This window comes from Paraburkholderia sp. BR10872 (assembly GCF_040965835.1).
Classification (GTDB): domain Bacteria; phylum Pseudomonadota; class Gammaproteobacteria; order Burkholderiales; family Burkholderiaceae; genus Paraburkholderia; species Paraburkholderia nodosa_A.
Map to the genome: position 1 here is coordinate 88,563 of NZ_JBFRCN010000019.1, position 18,813 is coordinate 107,375.

At 61.5% G+C, this 18,813-nt stretch carries 20 protein-coding genes; 18 read left to right on the forward strand and 2 right to left on the reverse strand.

Annotated elements, in window-relative coordinates:
- Positions 1 to 86 precede the first annotated feature (86 nt).
- The 18 genes from AB4Y43_RS17050 (at position 87) to AB4Y43_RS17135 (ending at position 16,098) form a co-directional block, all read left to right on the forward strand.
- Positions 87 to 6,746 carry a strawberry notch C-terminal domain-containing protein gene (locus AB4Y43_RS17050; RefSeq protein WP_368728352.1) on the forward strand — a complete coding sequence of 2,220 codons (6,660 nt, stop codon included), beginning with the start codon at positions 87 to 89 and terminating at the stop codon, positions 6,744 to 6,746.
- 128 nt (positions 6,747 to 6,874) lie between these two features.
- Positions 6,875 to 7,228, forward strand: coding sequence for a hypothetical protein (locus tag AB4Y43_RS17055; protein WP_368728353.1), 354 nt, complete (start codon positions 6,875 to 6,877; stop codon positions 7,226 to 7,228).
- Between the two features lie 92 nt (positions 7,229 to 7,320).
- Positions 7,321 to 7,575, forward strand: coding sequence for a hypothetical protein (locus AB4Y43_RS17060; RefSeq protein ID WP_368728354.1), 255 nt, complete (start codon positions 7,321 to 7,323; stop codon positions 7,573 to 7,575).
- Positions 7,576 to 7,612: 37 nt separating this feature from the next.
- Positions 7,613 to 7,855: a hypothetical protein gene (locus AB4Y43_RS17065; protein WP_368728355.1), complete on the forward strand. Its 243-nt coding sequence runs from the start codon at positions 7,613 to 7,615 to the stop codon at positions 7,853 to 7,855.
- Between the two features lie 15 nt (positions 7,856 to 7,870).
- Positions 7,871 to 8,857: a hypothetical protein gene (locus tag AB4Y43_RS17070; protein ID WP_368728356.1), complete on the forward strand. Its 987-nt coding sequence runs from the start codon at positions 7,871 to 7,873 to the stop codon at positions 8,855 to 8,857.
- A 103-nt stretch (positions 8,858 to 8,960) separates the two neighbouring features.
- Positions 8,961 to 10,406 carry a DNA topoisomerase gene (locus AB4Y43_RS17075; RefSeq protein WP_368728357.1) on the forward strand — a complete coding sequence of 482 codons (1,446 nt, stop codon included), beginning with the start codon at positions 8,961 to 8,963 and terminating at the stop codon, positions 10,404 to 10,406.
- Between the two features lie 110 nt (positions 10,407 to 10,516).
- Positions 10,517 to 10,993: a hypothetical protein gene (locus tag AB4Y43_RS17080; protein ID WP_368728358.1), complete on the forward strand. Its 477-nt coding sequence runs from the start codon at positions 10,517 to 10,519 to the stop codon at positions 10,991 to 10,993.
- A gap of 50 nt (positions 10,994 to 11,043) precedes the next feature.
- Entirely contained in the window at positions 11,044 to 11,331 is a 288-nt protein-coding gene (locus tag AB4Y43_RS17085; RefSeq protein WP_368728359.1) for a hypothetical protein, read from the forward strand.
- A 169-nt stretch (positions 11,332 to 11,500) separates the two neighbouring features.
- Positions 11,501 to 11,872 (forward strand): hypothetical protein, encoded by a 372-nt coding sequence (locus tag AB4Y43_RS17090; RefSeq protein ID WP_368728360.1) that lies wholly within the window; start codon positions 11,501 to 11,503, stop codon positions 11,870 to 11,872.
- Positions 11,873 to 11,960: 88 nt separating this feature from the next.
- Complete coding sequence (locus tag AB4Y43_RS17095) at positions 11,961 to 12,167, forward strand: hypothetical protein (protein WP_368728361.1); 207 nt, start codon at positions 11,961 to 11,963, stop codon at positions 12,165 to 12,167.
- 80 nt (positions 12,168 to 12,247) lie between these two features.
- Positions 12,248 to 12,949 (forward strand): hypothetical protein, encoded by a 702-nt coding sequence (locus AB4Y43_RS17100; protein WP_368728362.1) that lies wholly within the window; start codon positions 12,248 to 12,250, stop codon positions 12,947 to 12,949.
- A 29-nt stretch (positions 12,950 to 12,978) separates the two neighbouring features.
- Complete coding sequence (locus AB4Y43_RS17105; protein ID WP_368728363.1) at positions 12,979 to 13,323, forward strand: hypothetical protein; 345 nt, start codon at positions 12,979 to 12,981, stop codon at positions 13,321 to 13,323.
- On the forward strand, positions 13,313 to 13,624 hold the full coding sequence (locus tag AB4Y43_RS17110) for a hypothetical protein (protein WP_368728364.1): 312 nt from the start codon (positions 13,313 to 13,315) through the stop codon (positions 13,622 to 13,624). Before AB4Y43_RS17105 ends, AB4Y43_RS17110 begins: the two co-directional genes overlap by 11 nt.
- A 12-nt stretch (positions 13,625 to 13,636) precedes the next feature.
- A complete protein-coding gene (locus AB4Y43_RS17115) occupies positions 13,637 to 14,065 on the forward strand; it encodes a hypothetical protein (RefSeq protein WP_368728365.1) in 429 nt (142 codons plus the stop codon).
- Positions 14,062 to 14,376: a hypothetical protein gene (locus tag AB4Y43_RS17120; protein ID WP_368728366.1), complete on the forward strand. Its 315-nt coding sequence runs from the start codon at positions 14,062 to 14,064 to the stop codon at positions 14,374 to 14,376. Before AB4Y43_RS17115 ends, AB4Y43_RS17120 begins: the two co-directional genes overlap by 4 nt.
- Before the next feature lie 86 nt (positions 14,377 to 14,462).
- Positions 14,463 to 14,978, forward strand: a complete 516-nt coding sequence (locus tag AB4Y43_RS17125; RefSeq protein WP_368728367.1) for a hypothetical protein — start codon at positions 14,463 to 14,465, stop codon at positions 14,976 to 14,978.
- Positions 14,979 to 14,991: 13 nt separating this feature from the next.
- The gene (locus tag AB4Y43_RS17130; protein ID WP_368728368.1) at positions 14,992 to 15,531 is read left to right on the forward strand and encodes a hypothetical protein; all 540 of its coding nucleotides are present in this window, start codon (positions 14,992 to 14,994) and stop codon (positions 15,529 to 15,531) included.
- Positions 15,532 to 15,741: 210 nt separating this feature from the next.
- Entirely contained in the window at positions 15,742 to 16,098 is a 357-nt protein-coding gene (locus tag AB4Y43_RS17135; protein WP_368728369.1) for a hypothetical protein, read from the forward strand.
- Between the two features lie 101 nt (positions 16,099 to 16,199).
- Here AB4Y43_RS17135 and AB4Y43_RS17140 read toward each other — a convergent pair whose 3' ends face one another.
- Entirely contained in the window at positions 16,200 to 17,351 is a 1,152-nt protein-coding gene (locus AB4Y43_RS17140; protein WP_368728370.1) for a Bd3614 family nucleic acid deaminase, read from the reverse strand.
- A 548-nt stretch (positions 17,352 to 17,899) separates the two neighbouring features.
- Positions 17,900 to 18,769: an EAL domain-containing protein gene (locus tag AB4Y43_RS17145; RefSeq protein ID WP_368728371.1), complete on the reverse strand. Its 870-nt coding sequence runs from the start codon at positions 18,767 to 18,769 to the stop codon at positions 17,900 to 17,902.
- Positions 18,770 to 18,813 lie beyond the last annotated feature (44 nt).

Here is an 18,813-nt window from a genome sequence, read left to right on the forward strand (position 1 = left end):
TGAAGTAGCGAAAGCCGCCAGGCCTGACCGCCGGGCGGCTTTCCTTTTTCCGCAGCACCGATACCGACAAGAAACAGGATTCGTATATGGCCGACACCGAACCGATGATGCGATGGCTGGATTTTTCAGCGCATGGCGTCAAGCTGCGTCTGTTCCGCCTCACCGACAACAGCGTCAACCTGGTGCTGACTGGCGTAAAGCCGGGCTCCAGCGAGTGGGACGCGGTGCAACCGCTCGGATTCGTGCCGTCGGCATCTGGCAAGACCCTCGTGCGGCAGGGCAGCGACGTTCAGACACGCGCGCTGCGCGAGATTTTCCCGCGAAACGCAATCCGCGACCTGCCCACGTCGCAGGTCTGGCTGGCCGTTAAGGGCCAGGCACCGATCAGCGCCCCCGCGGCGGTGCGCGATCAGGCCGTAGTGGGCCGCAATCGCGACGGTGCGACGGTCCGGTTGCGCGAAGACGGCTCGCGCTTCGTGCAACTCGACGACGGCACCACGGGCATCGACGATCAACAGCTCGCCGAGTTCGTGCAAACCGGGCGGCTCGACGAGGCAGCCGATATGGCGGCTGCGCTGCTGCGTGCGCCGGCAGGCGAGCTCTACGAACGGGCATTGGCGCGCTGTGCGGACGCGTTCGTGGGTGAAATGCTCGCGGGCCGCAACATGGATTCGTCGGATCTGCGACACTTCGGCGGGGTCATCCATACACAGGCGGGCCAAGCACTCGCGCCGCTCGACGTCTCGGACGTACGCCTGCGCGGCATCCAGGAAGCCGTCGAAGCCGCCATGCAGCGCAGCCTCGCGGTCCATCATCAGGACGCCGGCGAAGCCGCGTACCGCTTTGCTGTCGGTCTGACCGAACGGCAGCCCATTTTCGCGTTCCGTACGTCCACGTCGGTCGCAAAGCAGCAGTATTCGACACCGCTACCCATGTCGATCGCCGCGCAGTTTCTGCTCGGCGATACATCGGGTGGCAAGGTGTACGAGCCGACCATTGGCAACGGTAGCCTTGTCACAGCACTGCCGGTTGACACGGCGATCACCGGCGTCGAAATCGATCCGGCGCGTGTCGGTCGCGTGAATGCGCTCCTCGCCGGCCGGCCCGAGGCGCAGATTGTCGCTGGCGACGTACTGAAGGTGGCCGCGGAGCTGCCCGGCGACTTCGACTTTGTCATCTCGAATCCGCCGTTCGGCGGCCTGCAGCCGGCTGTGCGGTTCGAGGACGTACGCGTCAACCGCATCGACCATCTGATCGCGCTCAACGCACTCGCACGACGCAAGGAAGATGGCCGGGGCGTGTTCATCATCGCGGCGGATCGCGAGAGCCTGATCAACCCCGGCAAGATCGCCGGCGGGAGCAAGAGTTTCTTCGCGTGGCTTGCGGACCACTACGAGATCGAGGACGCCGTCGAGCTCGACGGCGCGCTGTATCGCAAGCAGGGCGCGGAATACCCCGTCCGGATGGTCACGGTCGGCCGTCGGCGCACACCCGAACAGGCCGCGGATCTGCTGCGCACGAAGGCCGCTCGCCTGGGCGATCGCCTGCCGGTGGTGAGCACATGGGACGAGCTCTGGACGCACACGCAAACGCTCGCACATCGCCTGCAGGCGGGTCGACCGAACAAGCACCCCACCGTCTACGACAAGGACGCACGCCTGCGCCGCGAACTGCGCGCGGACGGCCAGGCGCTCGCAGACGCTACCGGGCTTCAGGAGCGGAACCTTTATACGGGCAAGAGCGCGGACCAGTGGGAGGTCGGCAAGCATGGCGAAGACGACTTCAAAAGCCTGCACGTTTTCACGCCGCTCTACACGAACAAGCGCCGCTTTGCTGTCGTGCGCTTCTTCGAACGCCAGTACGCAAGTGGCACCTACGATTCGCCCGAGCTCGCCGGAAAGGCGCTGCGCGCCCTTTCGCGCGACGAGTTAATCGCGATCCCGTCGAGCGTACGCGATCGCGCGCCGATCGATGAAGCTACCGAGGACGCCGGCGGCGCAGACGACGTCAAGAATTTCGGCTTCTCGATGCGGCAAGCCGGCCTCGAGATGGACGGTATCGATCCGCGTCAGTGGTCCGTTGATCTCGCCAGCGGACATGAAGTCCACGCGCGCCTCACCAGGGATGGCGTGGTCGAAGTGAGCCGCTTTGAGAGTGGAAACCTCGCCGACGAATGGTCAGGGCCGCTCGGCGGTGAAGCCACCCGCATGGTGCTCGAGCTCGTGCGCGTGGCGATGAATCTCCCCGTCGTGCATGAGCCCGCTCCGGCCGCGGATGCGCAAGCCTCCGATGCGGTCGTCGAGGATCTTGCCGAGGAAGATACACCCGTCACGTTCGACGAGGAAGAATACCGCCAACACGCCATCGCCTACCTCAAGTGGCTCCGCCAGAAGGGCACCCGGTCGATCGATCACGTGATGCCTGGGCTGCACAACGGCCGGGCGTTTCAGACCGGCGCGCCGCTCGTCAAGGCTGGCTACCTGTCCGTCGATGGTCGCGTCTCGTTCCGCCTCAAGGATCTCTGGAAGGCGAGCGAGCCCGCTTCGGAAAGCGTCGCCGAACCGGCCGCAGGCAAACAGGCCACCGGTAGCGGTGCTCCCGTATGGAAGACCCGTGGATTCAAGACGCTTCCGCTTGTCATTTCGAAGGCGCGCGACCTCGCGGATGACATTGGCCTGAATGCAGTGACGGGCGACGGTCGCGAAACCGGGGAAGAGGTGTGGGAGCGCGGCGATGCGCTTTCGGATGCGCACGTCTCACTGCGCGCCTACTGGCCGACGGAGCGCGATGCGGGCAGGCTGGTGGTCGAGCGGTCCTTTAATGGCGTCGCCGGCATCGGGACCTACGACTCGGTCGACCTTGCAGAACGCGCAATCCAGGCGGAAACCCGCGAGGCATTCTCGGCTGTACCGACGATCGAGCGGCCGGAAGCCGCGGCCGTTGCGCAAGCGGAGACCGGCGGCGCTCAACTTCCGATCCCAGCCAACAGCGCGGACGCAGCAACAGACGCGCAAGAAGGCGTGGCGGCCGCCGGCCAGACCGTCAGCGACGAACCGGTCGAACACGAAGCCGTCGTCAACGACTATCAGGCTCCCTACCTGCCGGCCTCGAGGCTGAATGAGCCGACGGCGATGATTCCGCGCAACCTCGAAGGACCGGTGCGCCGTGCGCTCGCCCGGCTCACTGAAGAAATCGGTATGGACGTGGATACCTACGTCTCGACCAAGCTGCAGATGAGCCCCGAAGAAATGGAACTCGCGTTCTCGGCCGAACAGGTCGATGCGATCGCACTCGCGATCAAGCGCACCGAAGAAGGCCGCGGCTTCATCAATGGCGACCAGACCGGGCAGGGCAAGGGGCGCGTACTGGCTGCGCTGGCTCGCTATGCCGTGCTCAACAATGTGCCGGTCGTGTTCAACACCGAGAAGGCCAACCTGTTCTCGGACTTCTGGCGTGACCTCAAGGATATCGATTCCGCGCACCTGTTCCGGCCGCTGATCCTCAACGATGGCGAGGCCATCCGCAACATGGAGACAGGCAAGGTTGAGTTCCGCTCGATCAAGCCCTCCGAGCTCAAATCGCTCATGGACGGTGACGTGTCGCTGGCCGACACGGGCTACAACCTGATGCTGTCCACGTATTCGCAGTTCAATCGCGAAGCCAACGCAAGCAGAAAGGCAGCGTGGCTTCCCGCTGCAACGCGCGGGGCCATGATGCTGCTCGACGAGTCACACGTGGCCGCCGGCGACTCGAACACGGCCGTCAACATGGGCATCGCAATCGAACACGCCGCCTCGGGCGTGTACTCAAGTGCGACGTTCGCCAAGAACGCGAAAAACATGCGCGCCTACGCCAAGGTCTTCCCCGCAAGCGTGTCGCTCGAATCGCTCGCCGACACGCTGCAGGCCGGTGGCGAGCCTTTGCAGGAGATCCTGTCGTCGATGCTCGGCGAAGAGGGGGTGTTCATCCGGCGCGAGCACGACCTGTCCAAGCTCGAGTTCAATGTGATCCTGACCGACCAGACACGTGAGCGCGACGAAGAGTGGGCCGATGCCCTGTCGGACGCGCTGCGCAGCATGGCGTACTTCTCGGGCGACGTGACGCGCGTGACGAAACGCATGGACAAGGACGTCAAGAAACGCCTCAAGGAACTGCCCGAAGCGGCACGCAAGGGCAACCGCATGGGGGTCTCGTATCAGGGCTTCGGTTCGCGCCTGTACAACATCCTGCGGCAGTTCTCGCTCGCGATCAAGGTCGATACCGTGGCCGACCAGGCGATTTCCGCCATGCAAGATCAGCGCAAGCCGGTCTTCGTGCTCGAGCAGACGTTTGAAGCGTTGCTCAAGGAGTCTCTTGCGGATAGCCTGACACGGAACACGATGGAAGGCGAGGCGGATGCTGACGGCGAGCTGGAAAAGCCCGGCGTCGCGGCACAGCTCGCCGAGAACGTGGCCACGACTGGCATGCAGAGCGCCGATCAGTCCCGCACGATCGACGCGTTGAGCTTCCGGGATCTGATGGGCCGCATCGCCGGCCGGCTCGAATACATCTATGTCCGTGACGACTACGGCAATGGGCACTATGAGCATGTGCTCGACCAGGCGCAGGACACGGAGGAGTTGCTGGCGATCAAGGGCGTCATGCGCGAGATCCAGGAGAAGATCAGCAAGCTGCCGGATATCCCCGTGTCCCCGATCGACACGATCCGGCAGAAGCTCAGTGCTGCTGGATTCACACACGGCGAGATCTCGGGGCGGCAGTTCCAGACGGATCCGGTTCCGGGAGACCCCAGCAAGATTCAAGTCACGGTCCGCCCGGATGAGCGTATCCAGTCGCTCGCCCAGTTCAACAATGGCGGTATCGATTCGATGACGCTCACGACCGCTGGTTCGACCGGCCTGTCGGCTCACTCGAGCGCCAAATTTGCTGATCAGCGTCAGCGCGAGCTGTTCGAACTCCAGATCGCGAATAACGTCGCACAACGCGTCCAGTTCTTCGGCCGTGTGAACCGCCGAGGGCAGGTGAACTCGCCGCGAATCACCACGGTTATTTCCCCCCTTCCATCCGAAATGCGCGTACTGGCCATGCAGAATGCGAAGCTGCGCAAGCTGTCAGCCAACACGCAGTCGAACCGCAACAACCAGGCGGAAATGCGTGACGTGCCAGACATTCTGAATCCGGTGGGCGACGAGATCTGCCGCCGCTATCTCGAAGAGAACCCGGATATCGCCGCGCTGCTCGACATCGACCCGGAAGAGCAGGTCGCGAGCGACGATGAAGCCTGGTTCGCCAACAAGCTGACCGGCCGCATCGCGCTGCTCCCGGTGGCGCGCCAGAAGGCGGTATATGCGGATCTCACGCGCACGTTCAACGAAACGCTCAAGGAGCTCGAGGCGCGCGGCGAGAACCCGTTCCAGACGACGGTACATGACTGGAAAGCCACGATTGCCAGCAAGGAGCTCTTTCGCACCGATACCACCGGCGGTAGTGGTTCGGTATTCGACGAGCCGGTGTACCTCGCGCGTGTCGAATGGGAAGTCGATCTCGTGCCTCACACCTCGGATGACGTCAAGCGAATGCTCGAGCTGTCGCGCCGCCACCTGGTCGAAAGCGACAACCGCTTCAGCCTGGCGGAGAACCGCTACGCGCTCGGCGAGCACGACCGCTGGCAGTTCAACCTTGAAAAGATGCTCAAGGACGTGAACGACTCCTTTGACCAGGTTCAGAAGAAGGCGCTCAAGTCGCTCTCGAACTTCAATACGCTGCAGGAAGCGCTCGACGCGAAGGACCCGAACCCGATCAAGAATTCGGAAACGCGACGCCTGTGGCTGCTCAAGACGCTGCCCGGACTGATGCCGGGCGGCATCATGTCGTTCGCCAACGAAGAAGGCGAGGCCGTGAAGGGCATGGTGACCGCATTCTTCCCGCCGGTGTCGCGTACGGAGTCACATCTGCTCGGGCAGTACGAGGTGCGTGTTGTGGTACCGGGTTCGAACAAGCACCGCGACTTCACGCTGAACTACCTGATCGGCGATGTCCAATTCTCCCTGGTCCGCGTACTTGGTTCGGACTACCGCAACCCGCTTCGCGAGTTCGACGTCGCAAAGCCGGGTCGCGTCACGTATTCGCGCCAGGTCCTGCTCGGCAACATGTTCCAGGCCGCGCAGTTCTCCGCCCAGCACCGTCTCGGCTCGGCGGGGATCTTCACCGATGACGCCGGCAACCGGCACCGCGCGGTCATCCTGTACAGCTACGTGACCCGCGAAAACGTGATGGAAATGCCGGTCTCGCTGAACAAGGCGCAGATCAAACGTGCGCTTGAAGTGGCATTTGCCGAAGGCTACTCGGCACGGATCACGTCCGAGTCGAATCCCCGCGACGAGGCGGCCACCGCGATCGTGTTCGATCGCTCACGGCCGTCAGAGATCACGATCGTTGCGCCTGGCACGAAGATGCACGGAGGGCAGGTGTACACGAACGAGGACCTGCTGGCCATCACCGGCGATTTTGCAGGCAATCGAACGCAGATGCGCGCCACGGCCAACTTCCAGAAGATGGAGGCGATCGTCGACGTGCTCGTCGATCGGTGCGGCCGATCGTTCTGGATCGATGCGCCGTCAGCCAACCGGCTAATGCCGCAGGCCCCGGTCGCTGACGAAACGCAGCCGCACGATGACGTAGCGGCAGCTGCCGCCGCTGACGACGAACCGGCGACCCGTTCCGCGCGCCCGCGCGTGGCAGCGTAAGGAGACGACATGGGGAGCGAACGTCGCCCAAACGATCTTGCGGCCTTTGCCGAAGCTCAGTACGCCCACGTCACGACGTGGGCCAACGAAGTTGCGCGGCCGTGCCGCATCAGAGTGTGAGGTATCCAATGGATCGAGTCCAATTCCTGTCTGAAATCGGTCTGGGTCACCGGATGGATCTGCGCACCGCGGAGCACATCCCGACGCGCATTCGATGGATCATGCCGGGCAACGGTGCGGCCGGCTTCACTGCGAGCGCCCGACTCGACTACAGCGAAGATTTTGCACAGATTGAGTTCGGCATTTATGAACACGTCGCGGGCGAGAGCAGCTACATGAGCGGACGGGCCGAGGTGGACGCCGAGCGCGGTGCAATCGATCTCTCAATCGACGCTGCGTGGCTTTTTGACCGGTTTTGCGAAACTGTGCGGCTGATGGAACTCGACGAACTCACGTTCGATTCGAGCGAGTCTGGCCTGTGAATCTCCCGGAGGCGAGCCGTCCGGCTTGGCTCGCCTCCGGGAGTATGATAGATTCCGTATCATTACTTTGATACGGAATTCGCACAAATGATATGAGCAACGCTGCTGCCCGTCTTGCCGATTCGGCACGGATCGCGCGTCTGATTCCGCGTGTCGAGGCATGCGTCGCCAACCTTCTCGACGTGGAACCTCATGGGTTGGCGCAGCAGCACGGCGTCGTCTATGCAGCATGGCTTGCGGATGCGCTCCACGGGCGCATCCGACTAGACGCCCCCACCGAACAAGGGATGCTCGACATGGCAACCGAGTTTTGCGACCTCGTCGAGCGTGAATACCGGCACAGCTAACGCTCGTTCACTCACCTCCACCAATGTTAGGAGAAACATGGCTACCGCCCCCATCGCGCAATCGATGCGCGCAAAACGCCTTATTCCCCGTCTGGACGCATGCGTAAGTCGCATTGATACCAACTCCGAGTTGTTCCAGCACGTCGCGGTTTATGGCGGCTTCCTGACAGACCTGCTGGGTGGTCGGGTGCCCGGCGGAACGGACCAGAACGATGAACTGCTTGGCTTGGTCGAGGAATTCTGCACCTTGATCGAAGCAGATTCCCCTGCCGCACACTAACCGGAGGCATCCCTCATGAACCGAGAAGAACAGGCTCGCGGAATTTTCTCCCGTTTCACGCGGGCGCTCGCGAAGGTGGATCTTCGCCTCGCTGTCGCGATTCCAGCCGCTGTCGGTCTGACGACGGTGTTCGCCGGAGTCGCGATGGAGGTGCACGGTCAAACCGCGCTGCTGCAGCACAGCGGTATTGCCGCGCTTGATGCATACAAGGACGCGATGAGCGCCATGCAACTCCCCCTTCGCGACTGGATTGAGCAGGGATTGGCTGGAAAGCTGCAGGCGTTTGGCGATGACACACAGGCCCGCGGATTCGTCACCATTGCGGTAGCGCCAGTGGTTAGTGCAGCCGCTGTCTCTCTCGCGCGAGGGTTTGAGAAGATGAAGCAGGCTCTGGTCGCGCGCGCAGAGAGCCTGCGTGACGACGCGCATAGGGGCACCCATGGCGCGGAGCAGCCGGACAGCGCCGGAAGGTATGCGTGGGCGGAAGTTCGGGCCACAGAAGCAACGGAAGGCTCGTGGCGGGAGCCGGCGCAGGTTACGACCACAATCCCCGATCGCGTCGGCACCGTCGAGATGCTTCGCCGCCTGGCGCTTGCGCACCGTGTCCGGCTGGATGACCTGGTGATGGAAAATGGAGAGGTGCGTCACTACAGCGACCCATCGAGTCCGCCGCGACCGCTGTGCAAGGTCGGCTCACCCTTCTGGGCAGCACTCGAGCGCGATACCCTCGTGCTCCACCGATTCGCCAGGCAACACCAGCTAGACGCGGCAGCACTCTACGTGCGCGAGGATGTCGTCTACGAACAGAACCACGAGGCCTTCGTGGATCGCACGGTATGCAAGACCGGTTCGCCCGAATGGGCCGCTGCAACGCGAGAACAGCTGACGCACGAATTGAACACGATCTTCGACGTCGCGCAGCCCACGCAAGCGCTCCGCATGAGGGACGACAGTCAGGCAGTTTCCGAACCCGCGCCCCGAGCGCGTTTCCGTCCTGCGTGAGCGCGGCCAGGGCCGAAGTGGTGGGACGGCTTTCGGCCCTGGAAGCGATCCGAAATAGGACCACCACGCAGATACTGCAGGCAATTTTTCGCCACAGCTACCCATGCCAACGCGCACCTATCTGACCGAAAAGCCTGACGTCGCCAAGCACGTCGCCGCGTTTCTCGGCATTGAATCCCGCCTGCCGGGCGCATACCGGCTCAAGAACGGCGACTACGTGACGAACAACATCGGCCACCTGATTCATATCGGGAATCCCGACGACTACCTCACCGACGCCCAGCAGCAGCTCCGCGGATTTGATCAGCTCCCCATCATGCCGGCCGAATTCCGGACGTTTCCCGATCGATCCAAGATGGACCAGATCAAGGTCGTCGTGAAGCTGCTCAAGGAAGCGGACATCATCGTGAATGCCGGCGATATCGACCGCGAGGGTCAGCTCATTGCGGACGAAATGATCGAGTACGCGGGCTTCGATCCGGCCGGCCGGAACAAGCCTGTCGAGCGCGTGCTGATCACCGCGCTCGATGATGAATCGCTGCGCCGCTCGCTGGCCAGCGACGCTCGCCAGAGCAACAGCGAGCCGCGTTTCGTGAACAGCCGGCTCGCAGGCGTTGCGCGTCAACAGTGGGACTGGCTGGTTGGCATGAACGGCTCGCGCGCAGTGCGTGCCGTTCTGGCAATGCTGGGGATCCGCCCGAAGCAGGCCTTGTCACTCGGGCGCGTGCAAACGCCCACGCTCGCGATCGTCGTGCATCGCGAGCTCGAGATCCTCAATTTCAAATCTGTCACCCACTATGTCCCGAAGATCCGCCTTCCGGATGGAACAGTGCTGACCTGGGCGGGCCGCGTCGAGGGAGCGCCAGACACGGGCATCGACGCTGAAGGACGCATCATCGATCGCCGCATCGCCGAGGCCATCGTCGCCCAGATCATGCAATCCGGTGTGAAAGGTGTAGTGACCGACTATCAGCAACAGAAGAAAGAGCAGACACCGCCGCTGCCATACAACCTCGCGAAACTGCAAACCGAAATGTCCGCACGCCACGGCTTCTCGGCCAAGAAGACCCTGGACGTGACGCAGGCGCTGTACGAAAACAAAAAGATGGTTACGTACGTCGGTACGGATTGCCAGTACCTGCCCAAGTCCATGCATGCCGAGGCCACCGAAAAGCTCGGCGGAATCTCGGGCATGTACACCAAGCTCGCGAACGGAGCCGACCCGAAGATCCAGTACGGGTGCTGGGACGACTCGAAAGTGACAGCTCACCACGCCATCATCCCGACTGGTGTCACGGTGCCGGGGATGTCGCAGGACGAACAGAAGGTATTCGACGCAATCGCGCGCCGCTACATCGCGCAGTTTTACCCGAAGCACCAATACCTGAGCACGCGACTCGAGGCCGACTACGGTCAGGATGTGTTCAGGTCCACCACGCGCAAGACGGTGGTCGACGGCTGGAAAGTCGTCGACCAGCAGGCCGACGAGGACGCGAAGGAAGCCGATGCGATGGAGGATAGGGTCCAAGTTCGTGCTCGGCTGAAGTGAGACTCTCGGGGAATAGTGGGCTCACAGATCGAGGTGCCTGCGTATCGCCTTTGCAGCAAGGTAACCACAACAACTCGCAAAACTCCTTCCTGAAGCACGGGAGATTCGCTATGGAACATCTGGTCGATTCGATGAACGTTGACTACTCGATTTTCTCGTTAGCCTCTGGGGAGGAAACCGTATGGGTACGTGACGTACCCGTCGAGGCTGTCCGGATTGATGGCAATGACAATGAGCCGTTGGACGCGATCGTAATGCGCTGTATCCCGACCGCGAAGCGCTTTGTTGAGGCTGCGATCGCTGCAGGCTTCGTCTTGAAGAAGGACGTCATTGAGGGGCGCGTCATTGTCTCGGTCGAACGAACGGACGATGCGGACAGCAGGGGAGATGTGTACGTTGAAACATTCACCGACCTCTACACGTTCACGCCTGCAAATCGCAGCCTGGCCGCAGGCCCGCAATTCGTTCCGGTTCCCGTCGCGGATTTCCTCGAGGATATCGAAACGCCTTCTGCGATACAGGTGCGACTCGTTCGAGATCTGATGCTTGCCGAGCACATGCAGCATTTGGAAATCACTCAAGGATAGGCATCGGATTCTTGGCCCCTTTTACGATTGGCCGAGTGTATAGTACCGGCATGGTACTAGACACTCATTCGAAAGGGCTGTTTCAGCGCTGGCTTGAAATTGAGGCGGCCGCCGGCAAGCCGCTCAAGCAGACGCTGGACGAAATCAACGCCGCATGCGGAACAGCATATCGCCACAATTGGCCCACAAAGATGGCGGATTCCGCGTATTCGCTCGAGCGCATTCCTGTTGAAGTCCGGCGCTACATGATGCGCCGTGTCCTCCCCGCCGAGCTGAGTGCACGCGGCGTGACGTTTTCAGCCGAGGTCCTCGAGACACTTGTCAGCGCGTTGACATAGTACCGCTACGGTACTATCATAGCCCTAATGATCGGCGCTTAGCTGCCGATATTGAGACAGGGACGAAGCGATGACGTGCTGCACGCGTGACTACAGAATCTATGATCGTGACCGGAATCGGAGTGCACAGACCTTGCGCGCGCAATGGTGCTGCGTGCAGGCGGAGCAAGTGCAGCCTGCTGTCATCACGACGCCGGGCACGCGCCTCAAGTGGTCTACCCTCAAGGACTGGATGGACGCGTGGCAGCGTATCAACGCACGCGCCGCAAGTTCAGGGCGGCATCGGCAGCGTGCGGCACACATCGCTGGACTCGCGTCGAACATGGAAGTCGTCAATCGCGAAAAGCACATCACGACACTTGCGGCAGCGAAGCACCTCATCGAGCGTGGGGGACTGCTTCCACCACGGGGCATGCGCGAAGGACATCCCGCGACGGAAATCCTTCAGCGTGTGGGCACCGTACTTAACGAACGGCGCCGCGAAGCTGAACGTGAAGCTCAGAACACCGTGAGCACAATCGTCTGGAAGGCAGCAGCCTGACAACCATGCCAGCAGTGGTGAGCCGCAGATAACCGGCAACCGAGCAACTGCCCCGACGCTCCATCGGTGGGCACGGGGAGGACCGTACATGACCGACATCATTCGCTTCAGCCCCGCAGTCGTTTTTGCGGCGGAAGTACTAAGCCCCGAATGGGGCCGCGAGCATCGTCACGGGGCAGGGACGGCCGGATCGGTATCCCGTGCGTCGCGAACGCAAGGCGACGAGTGTGAACCCGTCACTCACACTGCCTCCGAAAAGACCGGTGCGGCCTCTGTGCAGATGGCGCTGCTCTAACGGAACAGCCAGGCAACGATTGAAACGCTCGTCGGTGCGCCGCACTGACCCACCAGCACTATTGCGCAACTACGAACTGAATGGAAACCAACCCGACAGAAGTTTCAACGGTCGAACAGGCCGAGGTGGCGGTGCAATCCGGCACCGGCGACGCGGCACCCTCCGCTATACCCGCGCTCCCGTCGCTTGAGCCCGTCGCGCCCCTCGCTCGCGAAAAAGCGGCGCGCATCATCGAGCGCTGCGGCTATGAGATCACCGGCTATACGCTCACCCATCGAGCAGGCACACGCAAGGCAATCGTTGACGGCACCGCGATCCGCTGGTTTCCAGATGCAGCGGACTTCGAGCGTATGCTGCGGTGGAAGGAGCCCGTTGGACCGGCGACCCCGCCGGATAGCGCGCTCGGCGACCCGTTGCTTGTCAGCGGTCAAGCTGGCGCAACGTCCCCAGCGCCAGTCGCGCCCACTGTGCAGCGCGCCGTTCTCGCCGCGCCGCCTTCCTTGCCGCTGCTCGATACGGTTGAGGATGCGCTGGGCGCGATCGCTGCGGAACTTGGATGCGTGAGGAATGACACCGTGCCGCATAACGCGGGCTGGTTTGTGCCCGGACGCTCCAACGCCTTCGCCAGTGCACTGGATGCGATTCGCGCGCTTTTCGGCAGCCTCAAGGCAGGGGGCACCGTCTACACAGCGCAGCCGCGTCCGAGCACTGAATCCAGCGCCCCAGCGCGCGTAGGAAAGGTCGTGGAAGCCGAAAGCCACGAGCAGGCCGCCCTCTTTTGAGACGATCGATCTGTGCAGCGGGAGCAACCATGAGCACGCATGAAAACGCAGAGGCCCTGGTCGCGTGGGTGCGACAACGCACCAGCGCGACGGTGAGCGACATCACAGCCGCCGGCCTCATGAACTCGCGGACAGCCTCTGACGCCGTGCAGTACGCGCTTCGATGCGGAGCGGTCGAGCGCGTTGTCCGCCGCGGTGCGGGTGCGAAGGACCGCGTGCACTATCGAGCCACAGGAGTGGCCTTGCCAGTTCCGCGCACGCGCGGAGCCGAACCGACCTTTGACGGTCTGCTCACGGCATGGGGCATCGTGCTCGAGCCGCCACAGCTGCTATCGGTTTCCTCATGTACGCATCAGATTGCGGATGAGCTCTAGGATGCGCGGCAATCACCACTTCTGGGGTCGACAGGACTATCGCGAGCCGCCTCCCATGCCGGTGGAGCGGCGCGAGCTCGTGGCGCTTTGCGACGTGTCGCTTGTCACCGGCACGAAGACGTGGTGGCGCGTGAACGTCGCGGGCGTACTTCTTGGCTACGTCTCGACGCGTGCTGCTGGACAGGTCTACCGCGCGCCGGACGGGGATGGCTGGATGTTCGCAGCGGGCGACTGGAACCGCACGGATCCGCAACACGGTCACGCGATTCTCTCGCTGCTCGATGCGGCCGCACACGCATAGGAGATAATCAGCATGGCTGATTCAAGACGCAACGCCGATCCGCGGCGCGCACTGCGCGAGCTGATTCGTGCTGCCGATCGCGCGCTACCAGAGCGTCGCGCCGCAATCCAGGCAGCGATCGCGCGGGCGGCTGAATGCGCGGGCGTGAGTGTGACGGCCTTACGGGACTATGCGCTCGCGCCTCGGCAGTATGATTTCGACGGGCTGGCTGGATGCGTCGTGCGACGGCGCAGCCGCGTGACCGGCACGCTGGCCGGTCTCTATCAGGCGGAGCAGGCCGGGATGGATGCCGATGCGGGCCGTTGGGTGACGGTTTGCGAGGATCACAGCACGTGCGTCAATCACGCGACGCTGGCCCACGGTCGCGCCCACATGGGCGATCCGTCAATGTGGTGCGAAGTGTGCCGCGATGTGCACAACGAGACAGGGAAGAGTTCATGAGTGCCCTACGAGCAAAAGCAGGTGAACTGGTCGAACGGTTCATTGATGAAGCGATCTCGTCAGGCCTGACATGGGATGAAGCCGTCGCCGTGTTCGGTCTGGCCGCGAAGGCGTCCGCGCAGGCTGCGGCCGCGGCTGGCGAGGGACCGGAGGCCGACTGTGTCGCGCACGCGCGCAAGCGGTTTGAAGAGGCGTTTGCTCAACCGCTCCATGTCGTCGTGGCCGCCACGCCGGCCACGTCAGTTGACGCCGCAGCGAGCGACAATGCCTTGCTCGCGACTGCCCATCGCCGGCAGGTCGTCAAGCATTAGGCCGCCGGCGCATCAATCCGGCCTCGTGGCCGGACCTGCCCCCGCGCCGGCCACCCCACTAGACCAAATTATCCGAGCTCATGCATATGGAATACGTAACCGCAATCGGAATCGTCCTTCTTGGCTTGTGGGCAATCGGGCGGCGGAAGAAGCTCCCCGAGAATGCGATTGAGCGAGTGCCGGCGAGCGCAATGGGAGCACTCGCGTTTTACGGGCTGGCGAGTCTCAACCTGGTTTCCATCGCCGTGCTCATCGCGGTGGTGTTGTTCAACTGGACGCCTCAGGGCTCGGCTACTCTCACGTGGATTACTATCGTGTCTGTCGTGTATGGGCTCTCGGCGATGTGGATCGGCTACACGATTGCGATGGCTCGCCTGAACGAAAGTGCCGGGCATACGAAGGTAAAGAACCTCATCAAGTTCCGGATCGAATGCATGGGCGCTGCGTCCACAATCGCAGCTGCGCTGGCGATTATCCTGAACACACTTGCGCTTAGCCACGATACAAAGTTCGCCGCGATCGTGTGCGCTTGCGCCTTCCTCCCGACGGCCGCAGGCGCGACGGGACGCAAGCTTGCGCTTGCCCGATATGACGCAAGGTGACCGGAGAACTGGCATGGCGGAATTCATACCCCCTCAGGAACCGGTGCCCGGTGCACACCTACCGAACGTCGAGGCGACTTTCATCGATTTGCACAGGCTCCTGTCTATCTTTCTGGCGAGCAGGGGCTTCGCGGATCTGATCGAAGCGCCGGCTGGCCACGCGCAGGAGTTGCACGATCCCCTATTCAAGCTGCAGGGCTGCGAAGAAGACGAGATTTCACGCATCCTGCTCAGTCTCGCCATTACGGCAAGAGTCGTCGACGACGCCCATGCTCGTGTGCTCGAACTGGTCGCCGGGACCTGCGGCCGCCTGATCCCGGACGTGCGCAACCCCGAACGTTCGGTTAACCTCGAGCTGCGCGAAGCGTGCAACAAGGTCATCCATGCACAGCGGCGCAACTTCGACATCGAGCACAACGACAACGGGCGGCAGTACCTGACGCCAACGATCTACCTGTACGGTCAGCAAGGCGCGACCGAGTGGAAAGCTGTGCTTGATATTGTCGAGTTCGCAAAACAGTACGCGTCCTGCGTCGCTGCTGTGCGCGGGTGAGCGACCTCGAGCGAGCCACGAATGCTGCAGTCGCAATTTGATGGCTCATAGCTGGGAAAGCTGAAAAGAAGGGAACGAGAGAATGGCGAGTTGGAGAGAGTACGAAATTGCCACGATCCTGGATGGGCGTTGCGGCTGGCCGCATTCACTCTGGACCGCTCGCCGTCACCTCATTCATATAAATTTTGTCGCACAACGGGGAATTGATACATGAAGTACACCGCATCGGAAATCAAGAATATCAGCAGTGCCACAGACAATGCTCGAGCCACGGTCACTGATTTTTGCACGGAGGCGATTGACGAGGCGCGTGAGCGGCTGAAGCTCGTCAACTCCATCGCGAATCTCACTTCAATCCTTGACGCCCGGCAGCTCGCGATCGCCGCTGACGCAAGAGCGGGTATTCGCCACATTCATGCAGCAATACTGGACGTGCATGCGTACCACGACAAGCCGACCGCATCAATGAGCGGCAGGTTCGACGAGGCGCTGAAAGAAATTGGAGAAATGAAGGAAAAGGTCGAGAAGTTGTATCGCTGGCTCGACTCGCTGTACTCGCACGATTAGTGTGCCGGTGAGGACCGGCTTCGAAGCGTGGCCGGGGCCCGTCACGCCTGGCCATCCCAAGGGATCCTCGTGCCGGGGCACAACCAATACTGGTCTCGCAATTACCAGTTTGTCATGAGCGGCTGCAAATGTCTCAGGATGGCGTGAATCTTCGGATGGGCTGGTTTGGCCACTGCCCGCCCCTCATCATATTTCTTCAACTTCCTGTCTATCGAAAGACCTGCACGAAGCATGTTCTTGGCGGACCCAATGGTATTGAGTCCGTGAGTAATGGGAGTGCCCACTCCAGGGGACAACAGTCCCGCTATCTCGCCTTTCTTGCTGTCAGGCTGATGAAACCTCAGGTCGTCATATGCGTATAACGGCTTGCCCACTTCAGCCAATGAGCGCACGGAGCCGCCCACCGGCGTCAGTGTTTGCTGGGCGTGCCTCCCTGGATCGTTCTGTCCGTAGACGACACGCGCGTTCGGGAAGACTGTTGCGATCATTGCCGCACACATCTTGCACGGCTTAAGCGTCGTGTAGATAAAGAACACTTTCTGGTGGAAGTCGTTGTTTGGAAATTTCTTGACGATAGCCTGGACGAGATTCACTTCAGCGTGGAACGTATCATTGAAATTCTTCTTGTTGTATGAAATCGCCAATACCTGCCCCGCATCGGTTGCGAAGATCGCTGAAATATTGTGTCCCATCTCCGTATAAGGAGAGCGAAACATTCCACGGAATCCGGCGCGGTTATAGGCCAGCGCCATGTACAGGCGGTGATAATAAGGCGCTTCGGACTGGTCGTTCAGGTCGGCATTGGGTGGCTCTCCGGTGGATGTCACGATGACACTATCGAGTGCCGCCCTCTCGGCGACGTCTGCAGGCTCGAGATGGATGAACTGGCAATCGTCGAAGAACCGTGTCGCGGCAACTTCCTTGAATTCCGGGGTTTCTGTTGGTCGAGCTACCGGCAGACAATTGATTGTCCCCTCAAACGAATTCAGGAAATCGATCATTCCTCTTGTCATACCGTCATCCATAATCGACACCGGCGGACAAAAAGCGACAGAGAAGATATTGTCAGTATTGAAATGACGCGATCCAACACCCTGGATCAGATTGACGATAGGTGGCCACTTTTTATAGCGCGTTGTGAAGTAGATCTTTTTGAGTTCGTTGTTGAAATAGCCGACCACGACCTCACGGCTTTCCAACTTGTTCTCACAGATAGTTATCAAGACTTGTAGCTGAATATCCTTGTAGCTCATGGTCTCCCCTCAGGTGGCGATACGCAGCACGCAGTTAACCGATGTTTCGATACGAGTTGATGGTCAATTGCTCTACGCTCCACAGTCGGGAAACCGGGCACTGCAGGAGACTCCTCTCCGGTCTCTGCGGACTTGACAGCGACTGATCTGCGCCGTTTCAGGATAGACAAGATAGCCAGAAATGTAAGCGGAAAAGGTGGATTTCTCGCACGTGTGGATCGGAGGCAGGCGAAAAATATCCATCCCGCATTCGAAGGGCGGCAACGGGTATGGTGTGCGAATGAACGCGTGTATCCAACTTGAATATATTGGCGATTTCTGCGCCGAAAGGCGACGCAGCGGACCGGTCGAATCGCGAATCGGTTGATGGCGACGGGACGGCCCGAGATTCTTCAACCGGCCTCATGCAACTGCACCTTGCACAGTCTGAATCAACGTTTGGATATTTCGAGTCGAAACGAACGTATAGCAAACACCATGGAAAACCGCCGTGTCTTACAGCGACGAATACAGTGCTTTTCGCAAGGCAACGTGCCCCAAGGCGGAGACTACTGAGGGGTGCTGACGGCTACCCGGCCTTGCGCCGGTTCGCAGGGTCGAGGTCCAGCAGCGCGAACGAACATCTGTGCGTATTCGTGATCGCTCACCGGCCGCCCGTGGAAGAAACCCTGTTGCCGGTCGCAGCCGAGCGTGCGCAGGAACTTCGACTGATTCTGCGTTTCAACACCTTCGACGGTTGTGATCATGCCCATTGCGTGCGCCATCGACACCACGGCGTGCAGGATCTGCGACGAGCTCTGGGACTCAGGCAGATCAGCGACGAACGAGCGGTCGACCTTCAGGTTATGGAGCGGGAACTGGCGCAGATACGATAACGATGCATAGCCGGTCCCGTAGTCGTCCATTGCGATCATGATGCCGGCGGCCGCGAGCCGCCGGAGCACATCACCCTCATCACCGCTGTCGCGCAGCAGCAGCCGCTCCGTGAGCTCGAGCTCGAGCGCGGAAGCTTCGATTCCCTCGTGATGCAGGCTCGTTTCAACCACTCCCACGAGCTCGCGACGCACCTGCACCGGCGAGACATTCACGGAAACGAAGAGCTTCGGCGCAAGCGTACGACGCCACTCTGCCACCTGACGGCACGCCTGCCTGATCACCCAGTTTCCGATCGGGATAATCAATCCGCTATCCTCTGCCACCGGGATGAATTCGACCGGCGACACCGGACCGAGCTCATGGCTGTTCCAGCGGAGCAATGCTTCGGCCCCCACCACCGTGTTATTCATCCCATCAACGATCGGCTGCCAGACCAGATAGAGCTCACCCAGGCCTATCGCCCGTCGCAACCCTCGTTCGAGGGCCCGCCGCCGCATGACGGTGCGCATAGACCGGCGCATGCGGGACCAGACTTTGCTCATCTACATTCCTTTTATGGGAAGGCCCGGCGACCAGCCGGAAGCAG

What these genes read in the sequence shown, in the direction of transcription:
- AB4Y43_RS17050 (WP_368728352.1), top strand. Translation starts at nt 87, where the DNA reads ATGGCCGACACCGAACCGATGATGCGATGGCTGGATTTTTCAGCGCAT.
- AB4Y43_RS17055 (WP_368728353.1), top strand. Translation starts at nt 6,875, where the DNA reads ATGGATCGAGTCCAATTCCTGTCTGAAATCGGTCTGGGTCACCGGATG.
- AB4Y43_RS17060 (WP_368728354.1), top strand. Translation starts at nt 7,321, where the DNA reads ATGAGCAACGCTGCTGCCCGTCTTGCCGATTCGGCACGGATCGCGCGT.
- AB4Y43_RS17065 (WP_368728355.1), top strand. Translation starts at nt 7,613, where the DNA reads ATGGCTACCGCCCCCATCGCGCAATCGATGCGCGCAAAACGCCTTATT.
- AB4Y43_RS17070 (WP_368728356.1), top strand. Translation starts at nt 7,871, where the DNA reads ATGAACCGAGAAGAACAGGCTCGCGGAATTTTCTCCCGTTTCACGCGG.
- AB4Y43_RS17075 (WP_368728357.1), top strand. Translation starts at nt 8,961, where the DNA reads ATGCCAACGCGCACCTATCTGACCGAAAAGCCTGACGTCGCCAAGCAC.
- AB4Y43_RS17080 (WP_368728358.1), top strand. Translation starts at nt 10,517, where the DNA reads ATGGAACATCTGGTCGATTCGATGAACGTTGACTACTCGATTTTCTCG.
- AB4Y43_RS17085 (WP_368728359.1), top strand. Translation starts at nt 11,044, where the DNA reads ATGGTACTAGACACTCATTCGAAAGGGCTGTTTCAGCGCTGGCTTGAA.
- AB4Y43_RS17095 (WP_368728361.1), top strand. Translation starts at nt 11,961, where the DNA reads ATGACCGACATCATTCGCTTCAGCCCCGCAGTCGTTTTTGCGGCGGAA.
- AB4Y43_RS17100 (WP_368728362.1), top strand. Translation starts at nt 12,248, where the DNA reads ATGGAAACCAACCCGACAGAAGTTTCAACGGTCGAACAGGCCGAGGTG.
- AB4Y43_RS17105 (WP_368728363.1), top strand. Translation starts at nt 12,979, where the DNA reads ATGAGCACGCATGAAAACGCAGAGGCCCTGGTCGCGTGGGTGCGACAA.
- AB4Y43_RS17110 (WP_368728364.1), top strand. Translation starts at nt 13,313, where the DNA reads ATGAGCTCTAGGATGCGCGGCAATCACCACTTCTGGGGTCGACAGGAC.
- AB4Y43_RS17115 (WP_368728365.1), top strand. Translation starts at nt 13,637, where the DNA reads ATGGCTGATTCAAGACGCAACGCCGATCCGCGGCGCGCACTGCGCGAG.
- AB4Y43_RS17120 (WP_368728366.1), top strand. Translation starts at nt 14,062, where the DNA reads ATGAGTGCCCTACGAGCAAAAGCAGGTGAACTGGTCGAACGGTTCATT.
- AB4Y43_RS17125 (WP_368728367.1), top strand. Translation starts at nt 14,463, where the DNA reads ATGGAATACGTAACCGCAATCGGAATCGTCCTTCTTGGCTTGTGGGCA.
- AB4Y43_RS17130 (WP_368728368.1), top strand. Translation starts at nt 14,992, where the DNA reads ATGGCGGAATTCATACCCCCTCAGGAACCGGTGCCCGGTGCACACCTA.
- AB4Y43_RS17135 (WP_368728369.1), top strand. Translation starts at nt 15,742, where the DNA reads ATGAAGTACACCGCATCGGAAATCAAGAATATCAGCAGTGCCACAGAC.
- AB4Y43_RS17140 (WP_368728370.1), bottom strand. Translation starts at nt 17,351, where the DNA reads ATGAGCTACAAGGATATTCAGCTACAAGTCTTGATAACTATCTGTGAG.
- AB4Y43_RS17145 (WP_368728371.1), bottom strand. Translation starts at nt 18,769, where the DNA reads ATGAGCAAAGTCTGGTCCCGCATGCGCCGGTCTATGCGCACCGTCATG.